The sequence below is a fragment of the Fuscovulum blasticum DSM 2131 genome, assembly GCF_003034965.1.
GTDB classification, from domain to species: Bacteria; Pseudomonadota; Alphaproteobacteria; order Rhodobacterales; family Rhodobacteraceae; genus Pseudogemmobacter; species Pseudogemmobacter blasticus.
Map to the genome: position 1 here is coordinate 63,946 of NZ_PZKE01000013.1, position 18,789 is coordinate 82,734.

An 18,789-nucleotide genomic window follows, 5' to 3' on the forward strand; every position below is an offset into this window, starting at 1 on the left:
GTTGCCTCCGGCGGGGGTATTTTTGCCAAGATGAAGTGGCAGGGTTTCATCTTGGCCCAAATACCCCGGGGTGAGGCCCGCAGGGCCGAGGGGCAGCGCCCCTTGGCAACGCCGGCCCCGAAGGAGACCACCCGATGCGCCTGAAATGCCCCCTTTGCGGCGAACGTGACCGGCGGGAGTTCTATTACTCCGGCGCGGCCGATTACCTGTCGCGCCCCGAGGCCGGGGCCGCGCCCGCGGCCTGGGACGACTATCTGCACAACCGCGACAACCCGGCCGGGGTGACGCGCGACCTGTGGTATCACGAACAGGGCTGCGCGCAGTGGCTGGTGGTCACGCGCAACACGGTGACGCATGAGATCACCGCCGTCGAGCTGGTTGCCGGGAGGGCCGCGGAATGAGGGTCGAGGGCAAGGGCATCATCGACCGCAGCCACCCGCTGCGCTTTACCTTCGACGGCAAGAGCTATGGCGGCTATCGCGGCGACACGCTGGCCTCGGCATTGCTGGCCAATGACGTGCGGCTGATGGGGCGCAGCTTCAAGTATCACCGCCCGCGCGGCCCGTTGACCGCCGGCAGCGAAGAGCCGAACGCGCTGGTCGAGATCCATGGCAAGACCAACCAGACGCCGAACGTCCGCGCGACCATGCTGGAAGTGTTCGACGGGCTGGATGTCCGCAGCCAGAACCGGATGGGCACGCTGAAATATGACCTGCTTGAGGTCAACGACCTGCTGGCGCCGTTCCTGAGCGCGGGGTTCTATTACAAGACCTTCATGTGGCCGCGGGCCTTCTGGGAACGGGTCTATGAGCCGGTGATCCGCCGGGCGGCGGGCCTGGGCAGCCTGTCGGGCAAGCATGACGAGGGCGTTTACGAGAAAGCCTGGGCCTGGTGCGACCTGCTGGTGATCGGGGCCGGGCCGACCGGGCTGATGGCGGCGCTGACGGCGGCGCGGGCGGGGGCGCAGGTCATCCTGGCCGACGAGAACCCGCTGCTGGGCGGGCGTCTGGTCGGTGACGGCGGCACCCTGGGCGGCGAGCCGGCGGCGATCTGGGTGGCCGGCGTCGAGGCGGAGCTGCGGTCAATGCCGAACGTGCGGGTGATGACGCGCACCACCGTGACCGGCGCCTATGACAACGGCACCTTCGGCGCGCTGGAGCGGGTGGGGCTGCACCGCCCGGCCCGGCCGAACCTGCCGCGCGAATGTTTCTGGCGCATCGTCGCGAAGCGCGCGGTTCTGGGCGCGGGCGCGCTGGAACGCCCGATCGCCTTTCCCGACAATGACCGGCCCGGCATCCTGCTGACCAGCGCGGTGCGCACCTATCTGAACCGCTTTGGCGTGGTGCCGGGGCGGCGGGTCACCATCTTTGACGGCAGCGAGGCCGGCCGCGTTCTGGCGCGCGAGCTGATGGCCGCCGGGGTGCAGGTGGCGGCGATCATCGACCCGCGCGCCGAGGCTTCGGGGCTGGAGGATTGCCCGGTGCATCTGGGCGCGCAGGTGGTGGGCAGCCGGGGCCGCCTTGGCCTGCGGGCGATCACCGTGCGCAAGGGGGCCGAGACCTTCGAGATCGAGACCGACTGTCTGGCCATGTCGGGCGGCTGGAACCCCAGCCTGCACCTGACCTGCCACATGAACGGACGCCCGCGCTGGTCGGAGGACATCATGGCCTTCGTGCCGATGGAGGGCGCGGTGCCGGGGCTGACGGCGGCGGGGGCGGCGGCGGGCCGCTTCTCGACCCATGCGGCGCTGGGCGATGGCAAGGCCGCCGCGACGGCCGCGCTGAAGGATCTGGGGATGGCGGTGCCCGACCTGCCGCTGCCGGCGGCCGAGGATGCGCCCTATGAGCCGCGCGCCCTGTGGGACGTGGGCGGCGAGGGGCGGGCCTGGATCGACTTTGCCAATGACGTGACGACCAAGGACGTGCGTCTGGCGGCCAAGGAGAACTATACCTCGGTCGAGCACATGAAGCGCTATACCACGCAGGGCATGGCGCCGGATCAGGGCAAGTCGTCGAATGTGGCGGCGCTGGCCGTGCTGGCCGATGCCACCGGCCGTTCGATCGCCGATACCGGGATCACCACCTTCCGGCCGCCCTTCGTGCCGGTGTCCATCGCCTCGATGGGGGCGGGCGGGCGCGGGGCGGGCTTTGCGCCGCAACGCTTCCTGACCAGCGATCAGGCCAGCCGCGACCGGGGCGCGCCGATGATCGAGGCGGGGCTGTGGTATCGGCCCAGCTATTTTCCGAAGCCGGGCGAGACGGGCTGGAAGGAAGCCTGCGACCGCGAGGTTGGCTGGGTGCGCACCGCAGTGGGCGTGGCCGATGTGTCCACTTTGGGCAAGATCGACATCCAGGGCCGCGATGCGGCGCGGTTTCTGGATTTCGTCTATACCAACACCTTCAGCACCCTGCCGGTGGGCCGGGTCCGCTATGGGCTGATGCTGCGCGAGGACGGGATGGTGCTGGATGATGGCACCACGGCGCGGCTGGGGGAAAACCATTTCCTGATGACCACCACCACCGCCGCCGCCGGGCTGGTGATGCGGCATCTGGATTTCGTGCATCAGGCCTTCTGCGCCGATTGGGATCTGCGCTTCCTCAGCGTCACCGAAAGCTGGGCGCAGTTCGCCGTGGCCGGGCCGATGGCGCGGGCGCTGCTGAATGCCACGCTGGATGCGCCCTTGGGCGATCTGCCCTTCATGGGGGTGACGACGGTGCGCGTCGGCGGGGTCGAGGCGCGGTTGTTCCGCATCTCGTTCAGCGGGGAAGAGGGCTATGAGCTGGCCGTTCCCACCCGCTATGGCGAGGCGCTGTTCCGCGATCTGGTTGGCCGGGCCGAGACCATGGGCGGCGGTCCCTACGGGATGGAGGCGCTGAACGTGCTGCGGATCGAGAAAGGCTTCATCACCCATGCCGAGATTCACGGCCGGGTGACCGCCTTCGACATTGGCATGGAGAAGATGGTCAGCGCCAAGAAGGACTGTATCGGCAAGGCGGCGGCGCAGCGGCCGGGGCTGACGGGACCGGAACGCCAGCAGCTTGTGGGGCTGAAGACCCATGCGCCGCTGACGGCGGGGGCGCATCTGTTCCGGCCCGGCGCGGTGGTCGAACCGGCGACGGACGAAGGCTATGTCACCAGCGTCTGCTGGTCGCCCACGCTGAACTGCTGGCTGGCGCTGGCCTTCCTGGCCGATGGCCGGGCGCGGCATGGCGAACAGATCCGGCTGGTGGATCACCTGCGGGACATCGACGTTACCTGCGAGGTGACGGGGCCGGTGTTCCTGGACCCGGACGGAGGGCGGATGCGTGCCTGAACTGATTGCAAAACAGGCCTGGGCGGGACAGGCGTCGGTGACGAAGGCCGGTCTCAGCCTGGTGCCGCTGGAGGACCGGGCGATCTGGTCGGTGGCGCTGTTTCCCGGCGGGGCCGAGGCGGCGGGTGCCGTGCTGGCGCCGCTGGGCCTGGGCTTTCCGCAGCCGAACCGCTGGGTTTCGGCGGGGGCGGCGCGGCTGGTCTGGACCGGGCGCGATCAGGCCTTCCTGATGGGGGCCGAGCCGCCGGCAGGTCTGGCCGGTGCGGCCGCGGTGACGGATCAGTCTGGCGGCTGGGCCGGGGTGGCGCTGTCGGGGCCGGGGCTTGCGCAGGCGCTGGCGCGGCTGGTGCCGGTGGACCTGACGCCGGCGGCCTTTCCCGAAGGGGCGGCGATCCGGGCGCCGGTCAACCACATGTCGGCGGTGATCCTGCGGACGGGGGCGGAGGCGGTTGAAATCTGGGTGTTCCGGTCGATGGCACGGACCCTGTGGCACGAGCTGGCCGAGGTGCTGGATCGGCTTGAGGCGCGGATCGCGATCAAGGGCTGAGGAAGGATTTTCTACCGCATATCGCGGCAGTGGAAGAACGCGGTGGCGAAATCCGGCGCAGCGGATGATTTGTCACTGGCGCGTCACGGGCGCAGTGTTTACACGCTTTCTGAAAGACACATTCAGGAAAGCTGAAGATGGCGCCCGACGGTCAGACCCTTGCCCCCAATGTTCACGAGGCCGAATCCATTCCCGAAGCGGCGCGGGCCGAGATCGACCGGCTGCTGAATTCGGGCGACCTGTTCCGCTATACCGCGCCGAAGGATGCGCCGGTGGCGCTGCTGGAGGCAGAGTTCGCGGCGCTTCTGGGCGCGCGCTATGCGCTGGCGGTATCGTCCTGTTCGGCGGCGCTGTTCCTGTCGCTCAAGGCGCTGGACCTGCCCAAGGGCGCCAAGGTGCTGATCCCGGCCTTTACCTTTGCCGCCGTGCCGTCATCAGTCGTGCACGCCGATTGCGTGCCGGTGTTGGTGGAAGTGGGCGCGAACTACCGCGTGGACATGGCCGATTTCGCGGCCAAGCTGCCCGGGGCCGATGCGGTGATGATTTCCCACATGCGCGGGCACACGTCTGACATGGATGCGATCATGGACCTGGCCGATGCGGCCGGTATCCCGGTGATCGAGGATGCGGCGCACAGCCTGGGCACCGTCTGGGGCGGGCGCAACATCGGCACCATCGGCAAGGTGGGCTGCTTCAGCTTCCAGTCCTACAAGATGGTGAACGCGGGCGAGGGTGGCATCCTGATCACCGACGATCCCGAGGTGGCGGCGCGGGCGATCATCATGTCGGGCGCCTATGAGGAAAACTGGAAGAAGCACCCGGGCCTGTCCAACAGTTGCGCGCATTGGCAGAACAAGCTGCCGCTTTATAACTTGCGGATGCAGAACCTGTCGGCGGCGGTGATCCGGCCGCAACTGCCGCTGGTGGCCGAGCGGGTGGAAAAGGGCCGGGCGAACCACGACCGGGTGGCGGACATGCTGAACGCCTGCCCCTGGCTGCGGGTGCCCGATCCGCTGAAACCCGAACAGCGCGCGCCGGATTCCATCCAGTTCAACCTTGTGGGCGACTGGACCGACGAAGAGGCGGTGGCCTTCCAGACCGCCGCCAAGCAGCGCGGCGTTTCGGTGCAGGTCTTCGGCCTGTCGGAAGGCAATGCGCGGGCGTTCTGGAACTGGCAGTTCCTGGGCGAGGTGCCCGAGCTGCCGCAGACCCGCGCCATGCTGATGCGCGCCTGCGACGTGCGCCTGCCCACCCGTCTGAGCGCGGCGGAACTGGATTTCATCGCCAACGCGATCCTGGGCGCGGCCGAGGCCGTCAAGGGCTGAGGCGCCGCCCGGTTACAGGACCGACAGGCTGTCCCCGATGAACGGGTAGGCCGCGCGCATCGGCGCGACCACCTCTTCCGCGATCAGCGCGCGCAGGCGGTGCGCGATCAGATCGGGAATGTCGCGCAGCACGCCCGCGCGGGCCTGCAGCGACAGCGTGCGGTCCAGCGGCGCGAAGGGCAGGGGCTGCACCTCGATCTCGGCGCGGAAGCGGCGGGCCTGATGCAGCGCCAGCGGCGTGAGAATGGCCCAGCCGGCACCGGCCGCCACCATGGCCAGAATCGCGTGATAGCTGTCCAGTTCAAAGCGCGAGGCGGGCTTCACGCCCAGCCGCGACAGGTGGCTGGCGATCTGGCGCCCGATCAGATGGCGGGCGGAATACTGGATCAGCGGCAGGTCGCCGGGGGCCTGCCCGCGCGGGCAGACGGCAACGAAGGGATCGCGCAGGATCGGGTGAACCTCGCGCGGGGCGGCCTCGGCGGCGGTGTCGCCGGGCAGGTCGGTGGCGACGATCACGTCCAGCGCGCGGGCGTCAAGCTGGTCAAGCAGCCGGTGCGACGGGCCGGTTTCCAGCAGGAAGCGGCAGCCTTTCAGTTCTTCCGACAGGCCCGACAGCAGGCGGGGCGTCACATCGGCCTCGAAATCCTCGATCATGCCAAGGCGCAGGGTTGTCAGACCGGCCAGATCGGCGCGGGCCAGTTCGGCGCGGGCCTCAAGTGCTGCGTTCAGCATCACCTGCGCGTGGCGGCGGAACATGGTTCCGGCGGGCGTCATCCGCATCGGCCGGGCGCCGCGATCCAGCAGCAGCGCGCCAAGCGCGGTTTCCAGACCGGAAAGCTGCTGGCTGACGGCGGAGGGGCTGACGCCCAGACGCCGCGCCGCAGCGGAAATGGCGCCTTCCTCGGCCGCGGCGAGAAAGACTTCGATCCCCCAGAGGGTGACGCGGCCCTCGGCCTCGGCCATCGGTCAGAGCTTGGACAGCTTGGCCTGCAGTTCGGCGAGCTGTTTCTTGATCTCGGCAATGTCGTCGGGCTTGTCGGCGCTGTCGTCTTCACGCGCGGGGCCCGACGCGGCCCAGCCGGGCAGGCCGCCCATCATCGACTTGAGGAACACTTCCTGCTGCTTGCGCAGGGCATCGAAGCCGGGAACGGCGGCCATCGGATTGGGGAAGGCGGACAGGTTTTCCACCATCTTGGTCTGGCTTTCGCGCAGCATGTCGAAGCTGGCCTGCAGGAATTGCGGCATGACCGACTGCATCCCGGTGGCATAGCTGCGGACCAGATCGGTCAGCACGTTCACCGGCAGCACGTTCTCGCCCTTGGATTCGTGTTCGGCAACGATCTGCAACAGATACTGCCGGGTCAGGTCATCGCCGGATTTCAGATCGACGATCTGCACCTCGCGGCCCTGCCGGATGAAGCCTGCAATGTCTTCCAGCGTCACATAATCCGAGGTTTCGGTATTGTAGAGGCGCCGGCTGGCATAGCGCTTGATCAGAAGCGGCTTGTCGGTATCGGCCATGCACGGACCCCCCTGGACTACGGCACGCTTTTGCGTGTGCAGAGAAGCTTAGGGCAGGGCCGCAGAAAAAAGCAAGGGCGGGCTCAGGAAGAGCCCGCCCGCTGATCTTTCGACAAGGGCTGCGCGCGACAGGGAGCGAAGCCGCGCAGCCGGTCGGAAGACTTACTTCGCGGCCGAAGCGGCGGCCTTCTTGGCGGCCGTGGTCACTTCGTTGGTGGCCTTCTTCACGACGGCGGTGGCGTCTTCCGACACTTCCTTGCCCGCAGCCAGCATCAGCTCGACGGTTTCCATCTGAACCTTCTTCGCCACTTCGGCAAAGGCGGCCAGGTTTTCGGCGGCCATCTCGGCAGCGGCCGACGCGTAGTCGGTCACCGACTTGGTGTAGTCGACCGGGTCAGCCTTGGCCTTGGCCATGTCGCCCAGCTTCGCCAGGGTGTCCTTGGTCCACTTGGCGGTGATTTCGGTCGACTTCTCAGCCGCCTCGATGGCGACCTTCGAGAACTTCTCGCCGAAAGCGGCCTGGGTCTTGAACGCGTTCTGGAAGGCCGAGGCGTCAACCGGGAAAGCGGCCATCATGTCCTGGAACGCCTTGGTCATGTCGGGGGTCTTGGTCATCTGGGTATCTCCTAATGCCGGACACTGGCCGGATTTCATGAGAAACATATACATGCTGCGGTGCAGCATTTCAAGTATTTTTCTGCAATGCAGCATTGCGCCCGGCGCCTTGGCGGGGCCAGAGCGCGGCCTTTCGTCCCGGCGGCAAAAGGCAAGGCCGCAAGCACTTGACGAAACGAGATTTCCCCGCAGCCGGACCCATGCCGACAGCGGGAAAGCCCCACGGGCGCAAGGCCGGACCGCAGGGCGGACCGGCCGGGTTTCGCTGCGACTTGCCGCGAATCAGGGGGCCGTCAGCGCCGGCACGGCGGTCACATACACCCCGGGGGCCGGGGCCAGAACCGGGTGAACGCTGTCGCCGGGGATGCGGGCCGCCACCATCGGGCCGGAAGCCTTGGCCAGCCAGGCGCCCCAGCGCGGCCACCAGCTTCCCTTGTGGAACTCGGCGCCGGCTTTCCAGTCTTCCGGGGTTCCGGTCACCGGGGCAGGGCTGACGTAATGGCCATACTTGTCGCGGCCGGGCGGGTTGATGATCCCGGCGATATGGCCGCTTTCGGACAGGATGAAGGTTTTGGACTTCGATCCCATCTGCTTCACCCCGTTGAAGCTGCCGCGCCATTGGGCAATGTGGTCGGTCTCGCAGGCCACGGCGCACAGCGGCACGGTCACGTCCTTCAGACTGACCGGCTTGCCGAACACCTGGAACTCGCCCTTGGCAAAGCCGTCGCGCTGGCACAGGCCGCGCAGGTATTCCACCGCCATTTTCGCGGGCAGGTTGGTGCCGTCGCCGTTCCAGTAGAGCAGGTCGAAGGCGGGCGGCGCCTCGCCCAGCATGTAGGACTTGATCGCCGGGCTGTAGATCAGGTCGTTCGAGCGCAGGAAGGAAAAGGTCCGCGCCATGTAAAGCCGCGACAGGATGCCGTCCTGTGCGGTCTGGCGTTCGATCCCGTCCACGAAATCATCGGTCAGGAACACGCCCACTTCGCCCGGTTCCGAGAAATCGGTCATGGTGGTGAAGAAGGTTGCGGTCTTGACGGTCTTGTCACCGGCCTTGTGCAGATGCGCCAGCGTCAGGCCCAGCGTGGTGCCGGCGATGCAGTAGCCGACGGCATTGACCTGCTCCTCGCCGGTGATGCGGCGCACCTCGGCCATGGCCCGCAGATAGCCGTCGCGGATATAGTCGTCCAACCCGACATCGGCATAGCTGGAATCGGGGTTGACCCAACTGACGACAAACAGGGTGAAGCCCTGATCGACGATCCACTTGATCAGCGAATTCGCCGGCTTCAGGTCCATGATGTAGAACTTGTTGATCCAGGGCGGGAAGATCAGCAGCGGCGTCTTGTGAACCTTTTCGGTGGTCGGCGTATACTGGATCAGCTCGAACATGCGGTTGCGGTAGACAACCGCCCCCGGCGTGGTTGCCAGATTGGCGCCCACACGGAACGCCTCGCGGTCGGCCAGCGTGACGACGACCTCGCCGTTGTTCGCCTCGATGTCGCGGACCAGATTCTCAAGCCCCTGCACCAGACTTTCGCCATCGGTGGCCACCGCGCGTTCCAGCGCATCGGGGTTGGTGCCCAGGAAATTCGTCGGGCTGAACATGTCGACGATCTGGCGGGTGAAGTATTCGACCCGGCGCTTGTCTTCCGGCGGCAGGCTTTCCATGTCGCCCACGGCGGTGCTGACGGCCTCGGCGTTCAGCAGATACTGCTGCTTGAGGAAGTTGAAATAGGGGTGGCTGTCCCACAGCGGATTGGAAAAGCGGCGGTCTTTCGGGCCGGGGTCTTCGGGCGCGCGGAATTCGCCCTTGGCCAGCACCTGCTGGGCCTCGACGTAATGCTTCAGCGTCTTGCCCCAGTAGCTGATCTGATGTTCCAGAACACGGGCGGGGTTCTGCATCATCTCGGCGAAATAGGCGGCGGCGGCCTTCATGTAGACATCGGTTGACGGCCCGTTCAGCGCGGCGTCATGCAGCCGCCGCTGCCCCAGCGCCGAGGCAAGACGTTTTGACAACTCCTCCATCCTCGCGAGATTTGCGTTCAGCCGTTCCTGCCGAATCCCCGAGTCATCGGATTCTGTTGCCATCGTCACTCATCCCCCCTATCGTCGCTGCTGTGCAGCATCGCGTCACCGGCCCGTTGGGACACACGACGATGCGTGTTGGTCCCGCCCGGGCTTGGAGACGGTAGATGAAGTATATGACCACCTACGACCTCATGGAAAGCGCTCGCAACACGAACGAGTGGCTTGGGGCCACCGCCCGTGCGATGGCAAGCTATCCGATCTTCGCGCTTTCGATGAACCCGATGCTGCCGCTGATGGCCGCCTGGGGCGAGGTGACGGAGCGAACCTTCTCGCGCATGGTGGCCAAGCCTGACTGGGGCATCCGGTCCATCGTGGGGCCGGAAGGGCAGGATCACCTGGTCGACATCAGGACCGTGGTGGAAAAGCCTTTCGGAAACCTGATCCAGTTCTTCGTGCGCCGCCGTGAACCGATGGCGCGCAAGATCCTGCTGGTGGCGCCGATGTCGGGCCATTACGCCACGCTTCTGCGGTCTACCGTGGCCTCGCTGCTGCCCGATGCCGATGTCTATGTGACCGACTGGCACAATGCGCGCGACATTCCGGTCAGCGCCGGCAAGTTCGATGTCGAGGATTACACGCTTTACCTTGTCGAATTCATGCGGGCGCTGGGGCCGGATACGCATGTGATCGCGATCTGCCAACCCGCGCCGCTGACGCTGGCCGCCACCGCCTATCTGGCGGCGGAAGAGCCGGCGGCGCAGCCGCGCAGCCTGACGCTGATCGGCGGGCCGATCGACCCGGACGCCGCCGCGACCGAAGTCACCGATTTCGGCCGCCGCGTCACCATGGGCCAGCTTGAACAGACCGCGATCCAGCGCGTCGGCTTCAAGTACAAGGGCGCGGGGCGGCTGGTCTATCCGGGCCTGCTGCAACTGGCCGGGTTCATCTCGATGAATTCCGACCGCCATTCCGCAGCCTTCCGCGAACAGATCATGAAGGTGGCGCGGGGCGAGGCCGGCGATCACGACGCCCACAACCGGTTCTACGATGAGTATCTGGCCGTGATGGACATGACGGCGGAATTCTACCTGTCCACGGTCGAACGCATCTTCAAGAATCGCGAGATTGCGCTGAACCAGTTCGTCGTGGCGGGCAAGAAGGTGGACATCGGCGCCATCACCCAGGTCGCGGTGAAAACGGTCGAAGGTGCGAATGACGACATCAGCGCGCCGGGGCAATGCGTGGCCGCGCTGGACCTGCTGACCGGCCTGCCGGCCGAAAAGAAGGCCAGCCACCTGGAACCGGGCGCGGGCCATTACGGCATCTTTGCCGGCAAGAGCTGGCGGTTGAACATCCGCCCGCTGGTGCTGAGCTTCATCGACGCCAATTCGGGTGCGCCGGCGGCCGAACCGCCGGTGCGGCTGGCGGCATCCAACTAGGCCGGGCGGCAGTTTCCACCCGCGCAACCGCCTTCAGCGCAGGAACAGCGGCCCGGCAAGGAAATCGCGCAGGGCCGCGCTGACGGCTTCGGGCTGTTCAAGCTGGGGCAGGTGGCCCGCGCCTTCGATCACCACCAGCCGGCCAAAGGGCATCAGCCCGGCCATGAAATCCTGCCGGCGCGGCGGCACCAGCGTATCGGCGGCGCCGGCGATCATCAGCGCCGGCACCCGCACATTGCGCAGGGTGCGCTGCTGGTCGGGGCGGCGTTGCATCGCGCGGGTCTGGCGAAGGTAGGTGTCCAGCCCCAGACCGGCGGCCATGTCCTGCACCAGCGCCAGCACCTCGATCCGCCATTCGGTGGCGGCCAGCGCGGTTTCCGGCACCTCGCCCCGCATCGCCTCGGCCAGCCGGCCGGCGCGGGCGGCGACCAGCCGGGGTTCGCGCGCGGCGGCGACGTTGGGCGGCTCGGGCAGCGGATCGGTGGAGACCAGCGCGATCCGCGACACCCTGTCGGGCAGGCGGCGCAGGATGTCGATGGCGACATCACCCCCCAGCCCGTGGCCCAGAAGGGCAAAGCGCGGTGGCAGATGGGGCAGCAGCCCCTGCGCGATGTGTTCGACCGATTCGCCCCCGGTCGGCAGGCGCAAGATCACCGGCCGATCCACCCCAAGATGCACGATCTGTGGCAGAAAGCCCCGCGCGTCGGCCATGAACCCCGGCAGGACAACCAGCGGGTCGGTCATGCCGGGGGTCGCGCCAGCACATCCGCAACCGAGGCGGCGATCAGGGCCAGACAGTCGGGGGTGGAAAAGCGGTGGTCCGCGCCCTTGACCAGCGTCAGCCGCAGATCGGGGCCGGTGGCGTGATCCAGAAGCGCCAGCGCGACGGCGGGCGGCACATCGGTATCGGCCGTGCCTTGCAGGAAGCGCGCGGGGAAGGGCAGCGACAGCGGGCGGTCCAGCACAAGGTTCTGCGCGCCATCGTCGAACAGGCGGCGGGTAAAGACATAGGGTTGATCGGAATAGTCGGACGGAATCTCGATCCGCCCGCGCGCCGTGACCTCGGCCCGCTGGGCGTCGGTCAGATCCTCGGCCCAGGTGCGGGCGGTGAAATCGGGCGCGGCGGCGATGCCCACCAGCCCCGCCACCCGGTCCGGCAGGCCGCGCGCCAGCAGAAGCGCGATCCAGCCCCCCATGGATGAACCGACCAGAACCTGTGGCCCCTCTGTCAGCGCCTCGATCGCGGCACGGGCGTCGGCGGCCCAGTCGCCGATGCAGCCCTCCTCGAAATCGCCGGAGGACTGGCCATGGCCGGAATAGTCGAACCGCAGGAAGGCGCGGCCCTGTGCGGCGGCCCAGTCCTGCAGGAACAGGGCCTTTGAACCCTGCATGTCGGATTTGAAGCCGCCCAGGAACACGATGCCCGGGCCTGTGCCGGGAAGGCGGTTGTAGGCGATGCGGCGGCCTTGCGGGGTGGTGAGGAATTCGGTCATGTCCGGCTTATAGCAGCCGCGCCGCGCGGGTGCAGCCCCTTCAGATCGCCTTGCGGTTGATGATCACGCGGCGTCGATGCTTTGCGCCAGAATCCGGCTGATCTGGCTTTGGCTCAGCCCGCTTTCCGCCTGCCAGCGGTCAAACGCCGCCTGAATCGCCCGCCGCGCCTTGGCCGAGGTTGCGGGGCCGTCGATCACGCCTTCGGCCTGCAATCGCGCCACCACATCGCGCGACAGCAGGAACCCGTCTTTCCCCATGAAGCGCATCAGATATTGTCCGGTGGTGCCGCCCAGCCGGCTGAAATCGCGGGTCAGCCAGTCCAGCAGCCCGACGAAATCGGACGCGGGCCAGTCGGCCACCTTGCGCCCAAAGCCGGGGCTGGCGGCCATCACGGCGGCATTGTCGCGGATCGCCACGATCTTGGCGCCGGACCGGATCACGCGGGGGTCAGACAGCAGCGCCTCCAGCGCGTCGCCCTCGATCATCGCCACCCGGCCGGGGGCAAAGCCGTGGAAGGCGGACTCGATTCCGGGCCATTTGGCGGTGACGACCGTCCAGCTTATTCCGGCCTGAAAGATGCCCTTGGCCATTTGCGCCAGCCAGCGGTCATCGGGGATGGCGGCCAGTTCGGCGGCGGTTCTGGGCACGGGCAGGTTGGCCAGCACGGCCTCAAGGCTGCCCTTGCGGGCGATGGCAATGTCGCGGATTTCGGCAAAGGGGCGCATCGGCGGTGATCCAAAGGGGTGGCGCCAGACTGGCAGAGGCCGCCACATCGGGCAAGAACCTGCGCGTCCGGGGCTTGACGCCGCGCGCGGGCGGGCGCAAACCGTCGCCCGACATAACCCGCAACCGGGCGTTCCGTGGGCGCCAAACTGACGAGGAGCATGGCCATGAGCCAGATTTCCCTGACTTTTCCCGATGGCAACAAGCGCGTTTACGATGCCGGGGTGACGGCGGCCGAAGTGGCGGCCTCGATCGCGCCGTCGCTGGCCAAGGCGGCGATTTCCGCGCAGGTGAACGGGATTCATTACGATCTGGCCTGGCCGATCACGCAGGATGCCACGATCAGCCTGAACACGATGAAGGATGACGGCCCGGCGCTGGAGCTGATCCGCCATGACTGCGCCCATATCATGGCCCGCGCCGTGCAGGAGCTGTGGCCGGATGTGAAGGTCACCATCGGGCCGGTCCGCGATTACGGCTGGTTCTATGACTTCGACCGCGCCGAACCCTTCACGCCGGAAGATCTGGGCGTGATCGAGGCGCGGATGAAGCAGATCATCAACGCCCGCGACCCCGTCCGCACCGAGGTGTGGGAGCGGGCCCGTGCGGTGGAATACTACCGGGGCCGGGGCGAGCCGTTCAAACTGGAACTGCTGGACCGCATCCCCGAAGGCCAGGACATCCGCATGTACTGGCATGGCGACTGGCAGGATCTGTGCCGTGGCCCGCATCTGCAACATACGGGGCAGGTGCCGGCGGATGCCTTCAAGCTGACGCATGTGGCCGGGGCCTACTGGCTGGGCGACAGCACGCGGCCGATGCTGCAACGCATCTACGGTCTGGCGTTCAAGAACCGCGATGACCTGAAGGCCCATATGCACATGCTGGAAGAGGCCGCGAAACGCGACCACCGCAAGCTGGGCCGCGAGATGAACCTGTTTCATATGCAGGAAGAGGCGCCGGGCCAGATCTTCTGGCATCCGAACGGCTGGACCATCTACACGACGCTGCAAGACTACATGCGCCGCCGCCAGCGGGCCGATGGCTATGTCGAGGTGAACACGCCGCAGGTGGTGAACCGCAAGCTGTGGGAAGCCAGCGGCCACTGGGAAAACTACCGCGAAAACATGTTCATCGTCGAAGTGGACGAGGACGGCGCGCGGGAAAAGGTCATCAACGCGCTGAAGCCGATGAACTGCCCCTGCCATGTGCAGATCTTCAACCAGGGCATCAAAAGCTATCGCGACCTGCCGCTGCGCATGGCCGAATTCGGGTCTTGCGCCCGCTATGAACCCAGCGGCGCGCTGCATGGCATCATGCGGGTGCGCGGCTTTACCCAGGACGACGCGCATATCTTCTGCACGCTGGAGCAGGTGGAAAGCGAATCGAAGAAGTTCATCGAGTTCCTCAGCCGGATCTATGCCGAGCTTGGCTTTGACAAGTGGCGGATCAAGCTGTCCACGCGGCCCGAAAAGCGGGTCGGGTCGGATGAGATCTGGGACAAGATGGAAACCGCGCTGGCCAATGCCGTGACGGCGGCGGGCTATTCCTATGAGATCTTCCCGGGCGAGGGGGCGTTCTACGCGCCCAAGCTGGAATTCGTGCTGACCGATGCCATCGGCCGCGACTGGCAATGCGGCACGCTGCAGCTTGACCCGAACCTGCCGGAACGGCTGGATGCGTCCTATATCGGCGAAGACGGTGGGCGGCATCGGCCGTTCATGCTGCACCGCGCCTGCCTTGGGTCGTTCGAACGCTTCATCGGCATCCTGATCGAGAACCACGCCGGCAAGCTGCCGTTCTGGCTGGCACCGCGTCAGGTGGTGGTGGCCAGCATCGTGTCGGACGCCGATCCCTTCGTCGAGGAAGTGGTGACGGCGCTGACCCTGGCCGGGGTGCGGGCCGAAGCCGACATGCGCAACGAGAAAATCAACTACAAGGTGCGCGAACATTCGGTGGGCAAGGTGCCGGTGATCCTGGCCGTGGGCATGAAGGAAGTCGAGGAGCGGACCGTTTCGGTACGCCGCCTGGGCGAAAACCGCACCGAGACGATGACGCTGGCCGCGGCGGTGGAAGAATTTGCCCGTGCCGCCCTGCCGCCGGACCTGGCCTGATCTGTTGGCGGGGCCTTCAAGCGCAACAGATGGGCATTTTCCGCGTCTGGCGGGGTGCCCATCGCCTTGCGGCTTGATTTTCAAACGCAGCGTGGCATCCTTGCGCTCAGTACGACAGACTTTCTGACTGCCTCTCTCTGAAGAAGGCCCTGGAAGACCTGGCGCTACGCCTCGCGGCAATGGTGCCGGGAGGAGGGTTGAAATGGGAGAGCGGGTATGCCGACAGGCACCGTGAAGTGGTTCAACGCGACGAAGGGCTTTGGTTTCATTGCCCCTGACGATGGTGGCAAGGACGTGTTCGTCCATATCTCGGCCGTCGAACGCGCCGGACTGAAGGGGCTGAACGACAATCAGAAGGTGGCCTACGAGCTGCTGTCGGGCCGCGACGGGCGCGCTTCGGCGGGCGAGCTGAAGCTGCTTTGACCCGGTGGGGCGGGGGAAACCCCGCCCTATGCCGTCAGTTCCGCCTCGGTTGTGGCGTCCCAGCCGAGGTGCCAGCGGTCTGCCTTGATGACGGGCCGCTTCATGACCGTAGGCTGCGCCTTGATCTGCGCCTCGGGCTCTGATGCTTTCAGGAAATCGCTGAACGATCTGTAGGTGGTGGACTGGGTGTTCACGGCTTTCGACCCGAATTCCGCGACGATTGCCGCGATTTCGGCGTCTGACAGCGGTTCGGCGCGGATGTCGCGGAAGGTCACCTGTTTGCCGGCGGCTTGCAGCGCCTTGAGGGCCTTCTTGCAGGTGTCGCAGGTGGGGATGCCGTAAAGGATCATGGACGGGCCTTTCAGGTTGCCCCGTGCGGGGACAGGGCAGGGGCAAGGAAATTCAACGGCTTGCAAGGCCGCCTTTGGCCCTTGTTACCACGTCACGCCCCCGCCGCAAAGCGGGGCGCGCCGCCGCGTCCCGGGTCAGCCGTGGATCATCCGCGTCAGCGTCACCCCGGCCCAGGCCGAGAAGGCCGTCAGCACGCCGCCCCAAAGGGTATCGGTGATCACCATCGCGGGGTGCCAGTCGCGCAGGATGGTCCAGGAGGTGAATTCGTAGGTGCCATAGGCCATCAGCCCCAGCACCAGCGCGGGCAGCACGACCGGCGTGCCGTCGCGCAGCGCCGCGGCCGAAATCAGCCAGACCAGACCTGCCACATAGGCAAGGTAGAACACCACCGCCGGGGCGATGCGGATCGGATCGGCCATCAGCGGGCCGATATGGCGCGTGAACAGGGGCTTCATCACGAAGCTCAGCATCAGCGCATCGAGAATCAGGAAGACCAGCGCGGTCAGGGCGTAAAGGGTCAGGGCGGGCATCGGCAACCTCCGGTTGACGCAGAGCTAGCGCGGATTTCCGCCGGGGAAAGGGGCATCCGTCACGCTTGTGGCGCCAAGGCAACCCTGCCCGGCAAGGCGATGCCGGGCGACCCGTGCGCCGCAGCCGGCGCACGGTCTTTCGCGGGGGACTCAGCCGTCGATTCGGGCGCCCATCAGCGCGATGGCCTGCTGATAGACCGTGGCCGCGTTCCATTGCTTGATGACGGCAAAGTTCGGCTCGCCTTCCTGATAGCCCTTGCCGGGCTGCCAGCCCTTCTGCCGCAGGAAGTTGGCGGTCGAGGCCAGCGCGTCGGTGACGTTGTTCAGGTCAACCTTGCCGTCGCCGTTGCCGTCCACGCCATAGGCCAGCGCATTGCCCGGCAGGAACTGGGTATGGCCCAGCTCGCCATGCTTGGCCCCGATCGACGCGGCGCTGATGCTGCCGCGATCCACCAGTTTCAGCGCGCCGATCAGATGCGGACGGAAATAGTCGGACCGGCGGCAGTCATAGGTCAGCGTGGCAATGGCCGAGACGACATTGGTATCGCCCATGAAGCCGCCGAAGCCGGTTTCCATGCCGTGAATCGCCAGCAGAACCCCGGCGGGCACGCCATACTGCGCCTCAAGCCCGGCGTAGAAGCTGGCGTTCTTCTTCTTGCGGCTGCGGCCCTGCGACACGATCGTATCGGCGCCGCGCACCTGAAGGAACTTGTCGAGGCTGTACTTGAAACTTTTCTGGTTCCGGTCGGCCGAGATGGTGGCCTTGGAATAGGACGATCCCATCAGCGCGGCGATGCCACGGTCGCCCACGCCTTCGCTGCGGGCTTCCTCTGCCATGACCGATTTCCAGTTTTCGTAATTGCCACCCGTGTCCGAGCAGGGGGCCGCAAGCGCGGAAGAGGCAAGGGCAATGAAAAGAAGCGAAAGGCCGGATTTGCGAAGCACGAGGTCACCTTTTGAAGCGTTCCGGCCCAGAATAGAGCCAGCCATTGGACAATCAAGCGGTTTGCCGCAGGGGTTGTGTTTTCCGGTCAGCGATCAACGGGCAGGCCGGACGGCACGCTGTCGGGTATGGGCATCCGGCCCCCGGCGCGGGCGACCGGGTCTTCCAGACTTTGCAGAAAGGCCAGAATCTGCGCCAGTTCACTGTCGCTCAGGGCAACGGCGGGGGTGCGGCTGGCGGCGGCGGTGATGGCGGCAAAGTCGCCCGCGCCATCGGCGGGGTTCAAGTCGGGCTTGCCGGTCTTCATGGCGGGAAGCAGCGCCGCCTCCAGCGTATAGCCGGCGATGGCCGAGCCGGGGGCGATGTGCTGGCGCAGATAGTCCGGCAGGCTGGCAAAGGCGCCGGCATGGCCCCAGGGCCCGGTCAGCGTGACATTGCGCAACGAGGGCGTGCGGAAGGCATAGGCATCGTCGGGGTTGTTCGACACCCGCATCCGGCCGGTGTCATGCTGGTGGGATTCGAAGCGTTCGGCCTTGCCGGGGCCGATCTGCGGATCGCCCATGGCGTGGAACTTCATGTCGGTGAAAAGCGCGCCCGAATGGCAGGTGCCGCAGCCGGCCTTGCCGTAAAACAGTTCGGCCCCCGCCATGGCGTCGGGGGCAAGCGGGGCCTCGCCGCGCATCCAGGCATCGACGGGCGCGGTGTCCGACCGGAAGTCGAAGGTCATATAGGCCGCGACCGCATTCGAGATGTCGGTAAAGGCGATGGGGCGGCCGGCGGCGATTTCAGGATAGACGGCGCGGAAGCGGTCGACATAGGCGGGAAGCGCGCTGATGCGGGCGGCGATGGCGGCCCAGGCGCCATGGTCGCCGGTGATGCGGCCCTGACGGACCAGGGTCGAGATTTCGTTCTCTTCGTAATGGCCGGCCATTTCATCGTTGGACAGCACGGGGAACATGGTCTGCGCCGACAGCAGCGAGGCAAAGCCGCTGACCATCTCGTCCTCAAGCGGGGTGCGGAAGCCCGAGGGGCGGGTGGCGTCCTGTTCGATGCGGCCATCGGCGAACATCACGGTGAAGCCCCGGGCGCCGACATTCCACAGCGCCGGTGCGTTGCGGGGGATGCGCTGTTCGGGCAGGTTGTCGGGGTTGGCGCGGCGGTCGGGGCCAAGGCCGATGCCGCCTTCGCCCATGCCCAGCGACAGCCCGTCCGAGGTGCCGAAGCGCGGATGGTGGCACGAGGCGCAGGCGATGTTGCGGTTGCCCGACAGTTCGGCATCCCAGAACAGCAGCCGGCCCAGTTCCACTTCCTCGGTCGGGAAGGCGGGAAAATCGGCGTCGGTCAGCGGCGCGGGCGGGGCCACGGGGTCGGCCAGGGCGGCGGTGCCAAGGGCCAGCGACAGCAGGGCGGGGCGCAGGGGCAT

General features: G+C 66.8%; 18 protein-coding genes. 7 read left to right on the forward strand and 11 right to left on the reverse strand.

The window, feature by feature from the left end; genetic code table 11:
* The first annotated feature begins 134 nt into the window (after window positions 1-134).
* The 4 genes from C5F44_RS13465 (at window position 135) to C5F44_RS13480 (ending at window position 5,185) form a co-directional block, all read left to right on the forward strand.
* A complete protein-coding gene (locus tag C5F44_RS13465) occupies window positions 135-401 on the forward strand; it encodes a sarcosine oxidase subunit delta (protein WP_107674057.1) in 267 nt (88 codons plus the stop codon).
* Window positions 398-3,313, forward strand: a complete 2,916-nt coding sequence (locus tag C5F44_RS13470; protein ID WP_107674058.1) for a sarcosine oxidase subunit alpha family protein — start codon at window positions 398-400, stop codon at window positions 3,311-3,313. Before C5F44_RS13465 ends, C5F44_RS13470 begins: the two co-directional genes overlap by 4 nt.
* Window positions 3,306-3,860, forward strand: a complete 555-nt coding sequence (locus tag C5F44_RS13475; protein ID WP_107674059.1) for a sarcosine oxidase subunit gamma — start codon at window positions 3,306-3,308, stop codon at window positions 3,858-3,860. Before C5F44_RS13470 ends, C5F44_RS13475 begins: the two co-directional genes overlap by 8 nt.
* A 137-nt stretch (window positions 3,861-3,997) precedes the next feature.
* Window positions 3,998-5,185, forward strand: a complete 1,188-nt coding sequence (locus C5F44_RS13480) for a DegT/DnrJ/EryC1/StrS family aminotransferase (RefSeq protein ID WP_107674060.1) — start codon at window positions 3,998-4,000, stop codon at window positions 5,183-5,185.
* Between the two features lie 12 nt (window positions 5,186-5,197).
* On the opposite strand, the gene C5F44_RS13485 is transcribed toward C5F44_RS13480, so the two are convergent.
* From C5F44_RS13485 to phaC, 4 genes are all read right to left on the reverse strand, one after another.
* Complete coding sequence (locus C5F44_RS13485; protein ID WP_107674061.1) at window positions 5,198-6,148, reverse strand: LysR family transcriptional regulator; 951 nt, start codon at window positions 6,146-6,148, stop codon at window positions 5,198-5,200.
* Between the two features lie 3 nt (window positions 6,149-6,151).
* Window positions 6,152-6,706, reverse strand: a complete 555-nt coding sequence (gene phaR, locus C5F44_RS13490; RefSeq protein ID WP_107674062.1) for a polyhydroxyalkanoate synthesis repressor PhaR — start codon at window positions 6,704-6,706, stop codon at window positions 6,152-6,154.
* Between the two features lie 162 nt (window positions 6,707-6,868).
* The gene (locus C5F44_RS13495) at window positions 6,869-7,321 is read right to left on the reverse strand and encodes a Phasin (protein ID WP_107674063.1); all 453 of its coding nucleotides are present in this window, start codon (window positions 7,319-7,321) and stop codon (window positions 6,869-6,871) included.
* Window positions 7,322-7,603: 282 nt separating this feature from the next.
* Window positions 7,604-9,409, reverse strand: coding sequence for a class I poly(R)-hydroxyalkanoic acid synthase (gene phaC, locus C5F44_RS13500; protein ID WP_107674064.1), 1,806 nt, complete (start codon window positions 9,407-9,409; stop codon window positions 7,604-7,606).
* 104 nt (window positions 9,410-9,513) lie between these two features.
* Here phaC and phaZ point away from each other — a divergent pair, with 104 nt between their 5' ends.
* Window positions 9,514-10,788, forward strand: a complete 1,275-nt coding sequence (gene phaZ, locus C5F44_RS13505) for a polyhydroxyalkanoate depolymerase (protein ID WP_107674065.1) — start codon at window positions 9,514-9,516, stop codon at window positions 10,786-10,788.
* A 33-nt stretch (window positions 10,789-10,821) separates the two neighbouring features.
* Here the strand turns inward: phaZ and C5F44_RS13510 are convergent, their stop codons facing one another.
* The 3 genes from C5F44_RS13510 to C5F44_RS13520 all read right to left on the reverse strand — a co-directional run bounded on the left by C5F44_RS13510 (window position 10,822) and on the right by C5F44_RS13520 (window position 13,007).
* Window positions 10,822-11,532, reverse strand: a complete 711-nt coding sequence (locus C5F44_RS13510; protein WP_107674066.1) for an alpha/beta fold hydrolase — start codon at window positions 11,530-11,532, stop codon at window positions 10,822-10,824.
* The gene (locus tag C5F44_RS13515; RefSeq protein WP_107674067.1) at window positions 11,529-12,281 is read right to left on the reverse strand and encodes an alpha/beta hydrolase; all 753 of its coding nucleotides are present in this window, start codon (window positions 12,279-12,281) and stop codon (window positions 11,529-11,531) included. Before C5F44_RS13515 ends, C5F44_RS13510 begins: the two co-directional genes overlap by 4 nt.
* Before the next feature lie 63 nt (window positions 12,282-12,344).
* Window positions 12,345-13,007, reverse strand: a complete 663-nt coding sequence (locus C5F44_RS13520; protein WP_107674068.1) for a DNA-3-methyladenine glycosylase I — start codon at window positions 13,005-13,007, stop codon at window positions 12,345-12,347.
* Between the two features lie 165 nt (window positions 13,008-13,172).
* Between C5F44_RS13520 and thrS the strand changes: the two genes are divergently transcribed.
* Entirely contained in the window at window positions 13,173-15,119 is a 1,947-nt protein-coding gene (gene thrS, locus C5F44_RS13525; RefSeq protein ID WP_107674069.1) for a threonine--tRNA ligase, read from the forward strand.
* Window positions 15,120-15,335: 216 nt separating this feature from the next.
* On the forward strand, window positions 15,336-15,542 hold the full coding sequence (locus C5F44_RS13530) for a cold-shock protein (RefSeq protein ID WP_107674070.1): 207 nt from the start codon (window positions 15,336-15,338) through the stop codon (window positions 15,540-15,542).
* Window positions 15,543-15,568: 26 nt separating this feature from the next.
* Here C5F44_RS13530 and C5F44_RS13535 read toward each other — a convergent pair whose 3' ends face one another.
* The 4 genes from C5F44_RS13535 to C5F44_RS13550 all read right to left on the reverse strand — a co-directional run bounded on the left by C5F44_RS13535 (window position 15,569) and on the right by C5F44_RS13550 (window position 18,789).
* The gene (locus tag C5F44_RS13535) at window positions 15,569-15,892 is read right to left on the reverse strand and encodes an arsenate reductase family protein (protein ID WP_107674071.1); all 324 of its coding nucleotides are present in this window, start codon (window positions 15,890-15,892) and stop codon (window positions 15,569-15,571) included.
* Between the two features lie 135 nt (window positions 15,893-16,027).
* On the reverse strand, window positions 16,028-16,423 hold the full coding sequence (locus C5F44_RS13540) for a DUF2177 family protein (protein ID WP_107674072.1): 396 nt from the start codon (window positions 16,421-16,423) through the stop codon (window positions 16,028-16,030).
* A 150-nt stretch (window positions 16,424-16,573) separates the two neighbouring features.
* Window positions 16,574-17,368 carry a lytic murein transglycosylase gene (locus tag C5F44_RS13545; protein WP_412917550.1) on the reverse strand — a complete coding sequence of 265 codons (795 nt, stop codon included), beginning with the start codon at window positions 17,366-17,368 and terminating at the stop codon, window positions 16,574-16,576.
* Window positions 17,369-17,454: 86 nt separating this feature from the next.
* Window positions 17,455-18,789, reverse strand: a complete 1,335-nt coding sequence (locus C5F44_RS13550) for a cytochrome-c peroxidase (RefSeq protein ID WP_107674074.1) — start codon at window positions 18,787-18,789, stop codon at window positions 17,455-17,457.

What these genes read in the sequence shown, in the direction of transcription:
- C5F44_RS13465 (WP_107674057.1), top strand. Translation starts at nt 135, where the DNA reads ATGCGCCTGAAATGCCCCCTTTGCGGCGAACGTGACCGGCGGGAGTTC.
- C5F44_RS13470 (WP_107674058.1), top strand. Translation starts at nt 398, where the DNA reads ATGAGGGTCGAGGGCAAGGGCATCATCGACCGCAGCCACCCGCTGCGC.
- C5F44_RS13480 (WP_107674060.1), top strand. Translation starts at nt 3,998, where the DNA reads ATGGCGCCCGACGGTCAGACCCTTGCCCCCAATGTTCACGAGGCCGAA.
- C5F44_RS13485 (WP_107674061.1), bottom strand. Translation starts at nt 6,148, where the DNA reads ATGGCCGAGGCCGAGGGCCGCGTCACCCTCTGGGGGATCGAAGTCTTT.
- phaR (WP_107674062.1), bottom strand. Translation starts at nt 6,706, where the DNA reads ATGGCCGATACCGACAAGCCGCTTCTGATCAAGCGCTATGCCAGCCGG.
- C5F44_RS13495 (WP_107674063.1), bottom strand. Translation starts at nt 7,321, where the DNA reads ATGACCAAGACCCCCGACATGACCAAGGCGTTCCAGGACATGATGGCC.
- phaC (WP_107674064.1), bottom strand. Translation starts at nt 9,409, where the DNA reads ATGGCAACAGAATCCGATGACTCGGGGATTCGGCAGGAACGGCTGAAC.
- phaZ (WP_107674065.1), top strand. Translation starts at nt 9,514, where the DNA reads ATGAAGTATATGACCACCTACGACCTCATGGAAAGCGCTCGCAACACG.
- C5F44_RS13510 (WP_107674066.1), bottom strand. Translation starts at nt 11,532, where the DNA reads ATGACCGACCCGCTGGTTGTCCTGCCGGGGTTCATGGCCGACGCGCGG.
- C5F44_RS13515 (WP_107674067.1), bottom strand. Translation starts at nt 12,281, where the DNA reads ATGACCGAATTCCTCACCACCCCGCAAGGCCGCCGCATCGCCTACAAC.
- C5F44_RS13520 (WP_107674068.1), bottom strand. Translation starts at nt 13,007, where the DNA reads ATGCGCCCCTTTGCCGAAATCCGCGACATTGCCATCGCCCGCAAGGGC.
- thrS (WP_107674069.1), top strand. Translation starts at nt 13,173, where the DNA reads ATGAGCCAGATTTCCCTGACTTTTCCCGATGGCAACAAGCGCGTTTAC.
- C5F44_RS13530 (WP_107674070.1), top strand. Translation starts at nt 15,336, where the DNA reads ATGCCGACAGGCACCGTGAAGTGGTTCAACGCGACGAAGGGCTTTGGT.
- C5F44_RS13535 (WP_107674071.1), bottom strand. Translation starts at nt 15,892, where the DNA reads ATGATCCTTTACGGCATCCCCACCTGCGACACCTGCAAGAAGGCCCTC.
- C5F44_RS13540 (WP_107674072.1), bottom strand. Translation starts at nt 16,423, where the DNA reads ATGCCCGCCCTGACCCTTTACGCCCTGACCGCGCTGGTCTTCCTGATT.
- C5F44_RS13550 (WP_107674074.1), bottom strand. Translation starts at nt 18,789, where the DNA reads ATGCCCCTGCGCCCCGCCCTGCTGTCGCTGGCCCTTGGCACCGCCGCC.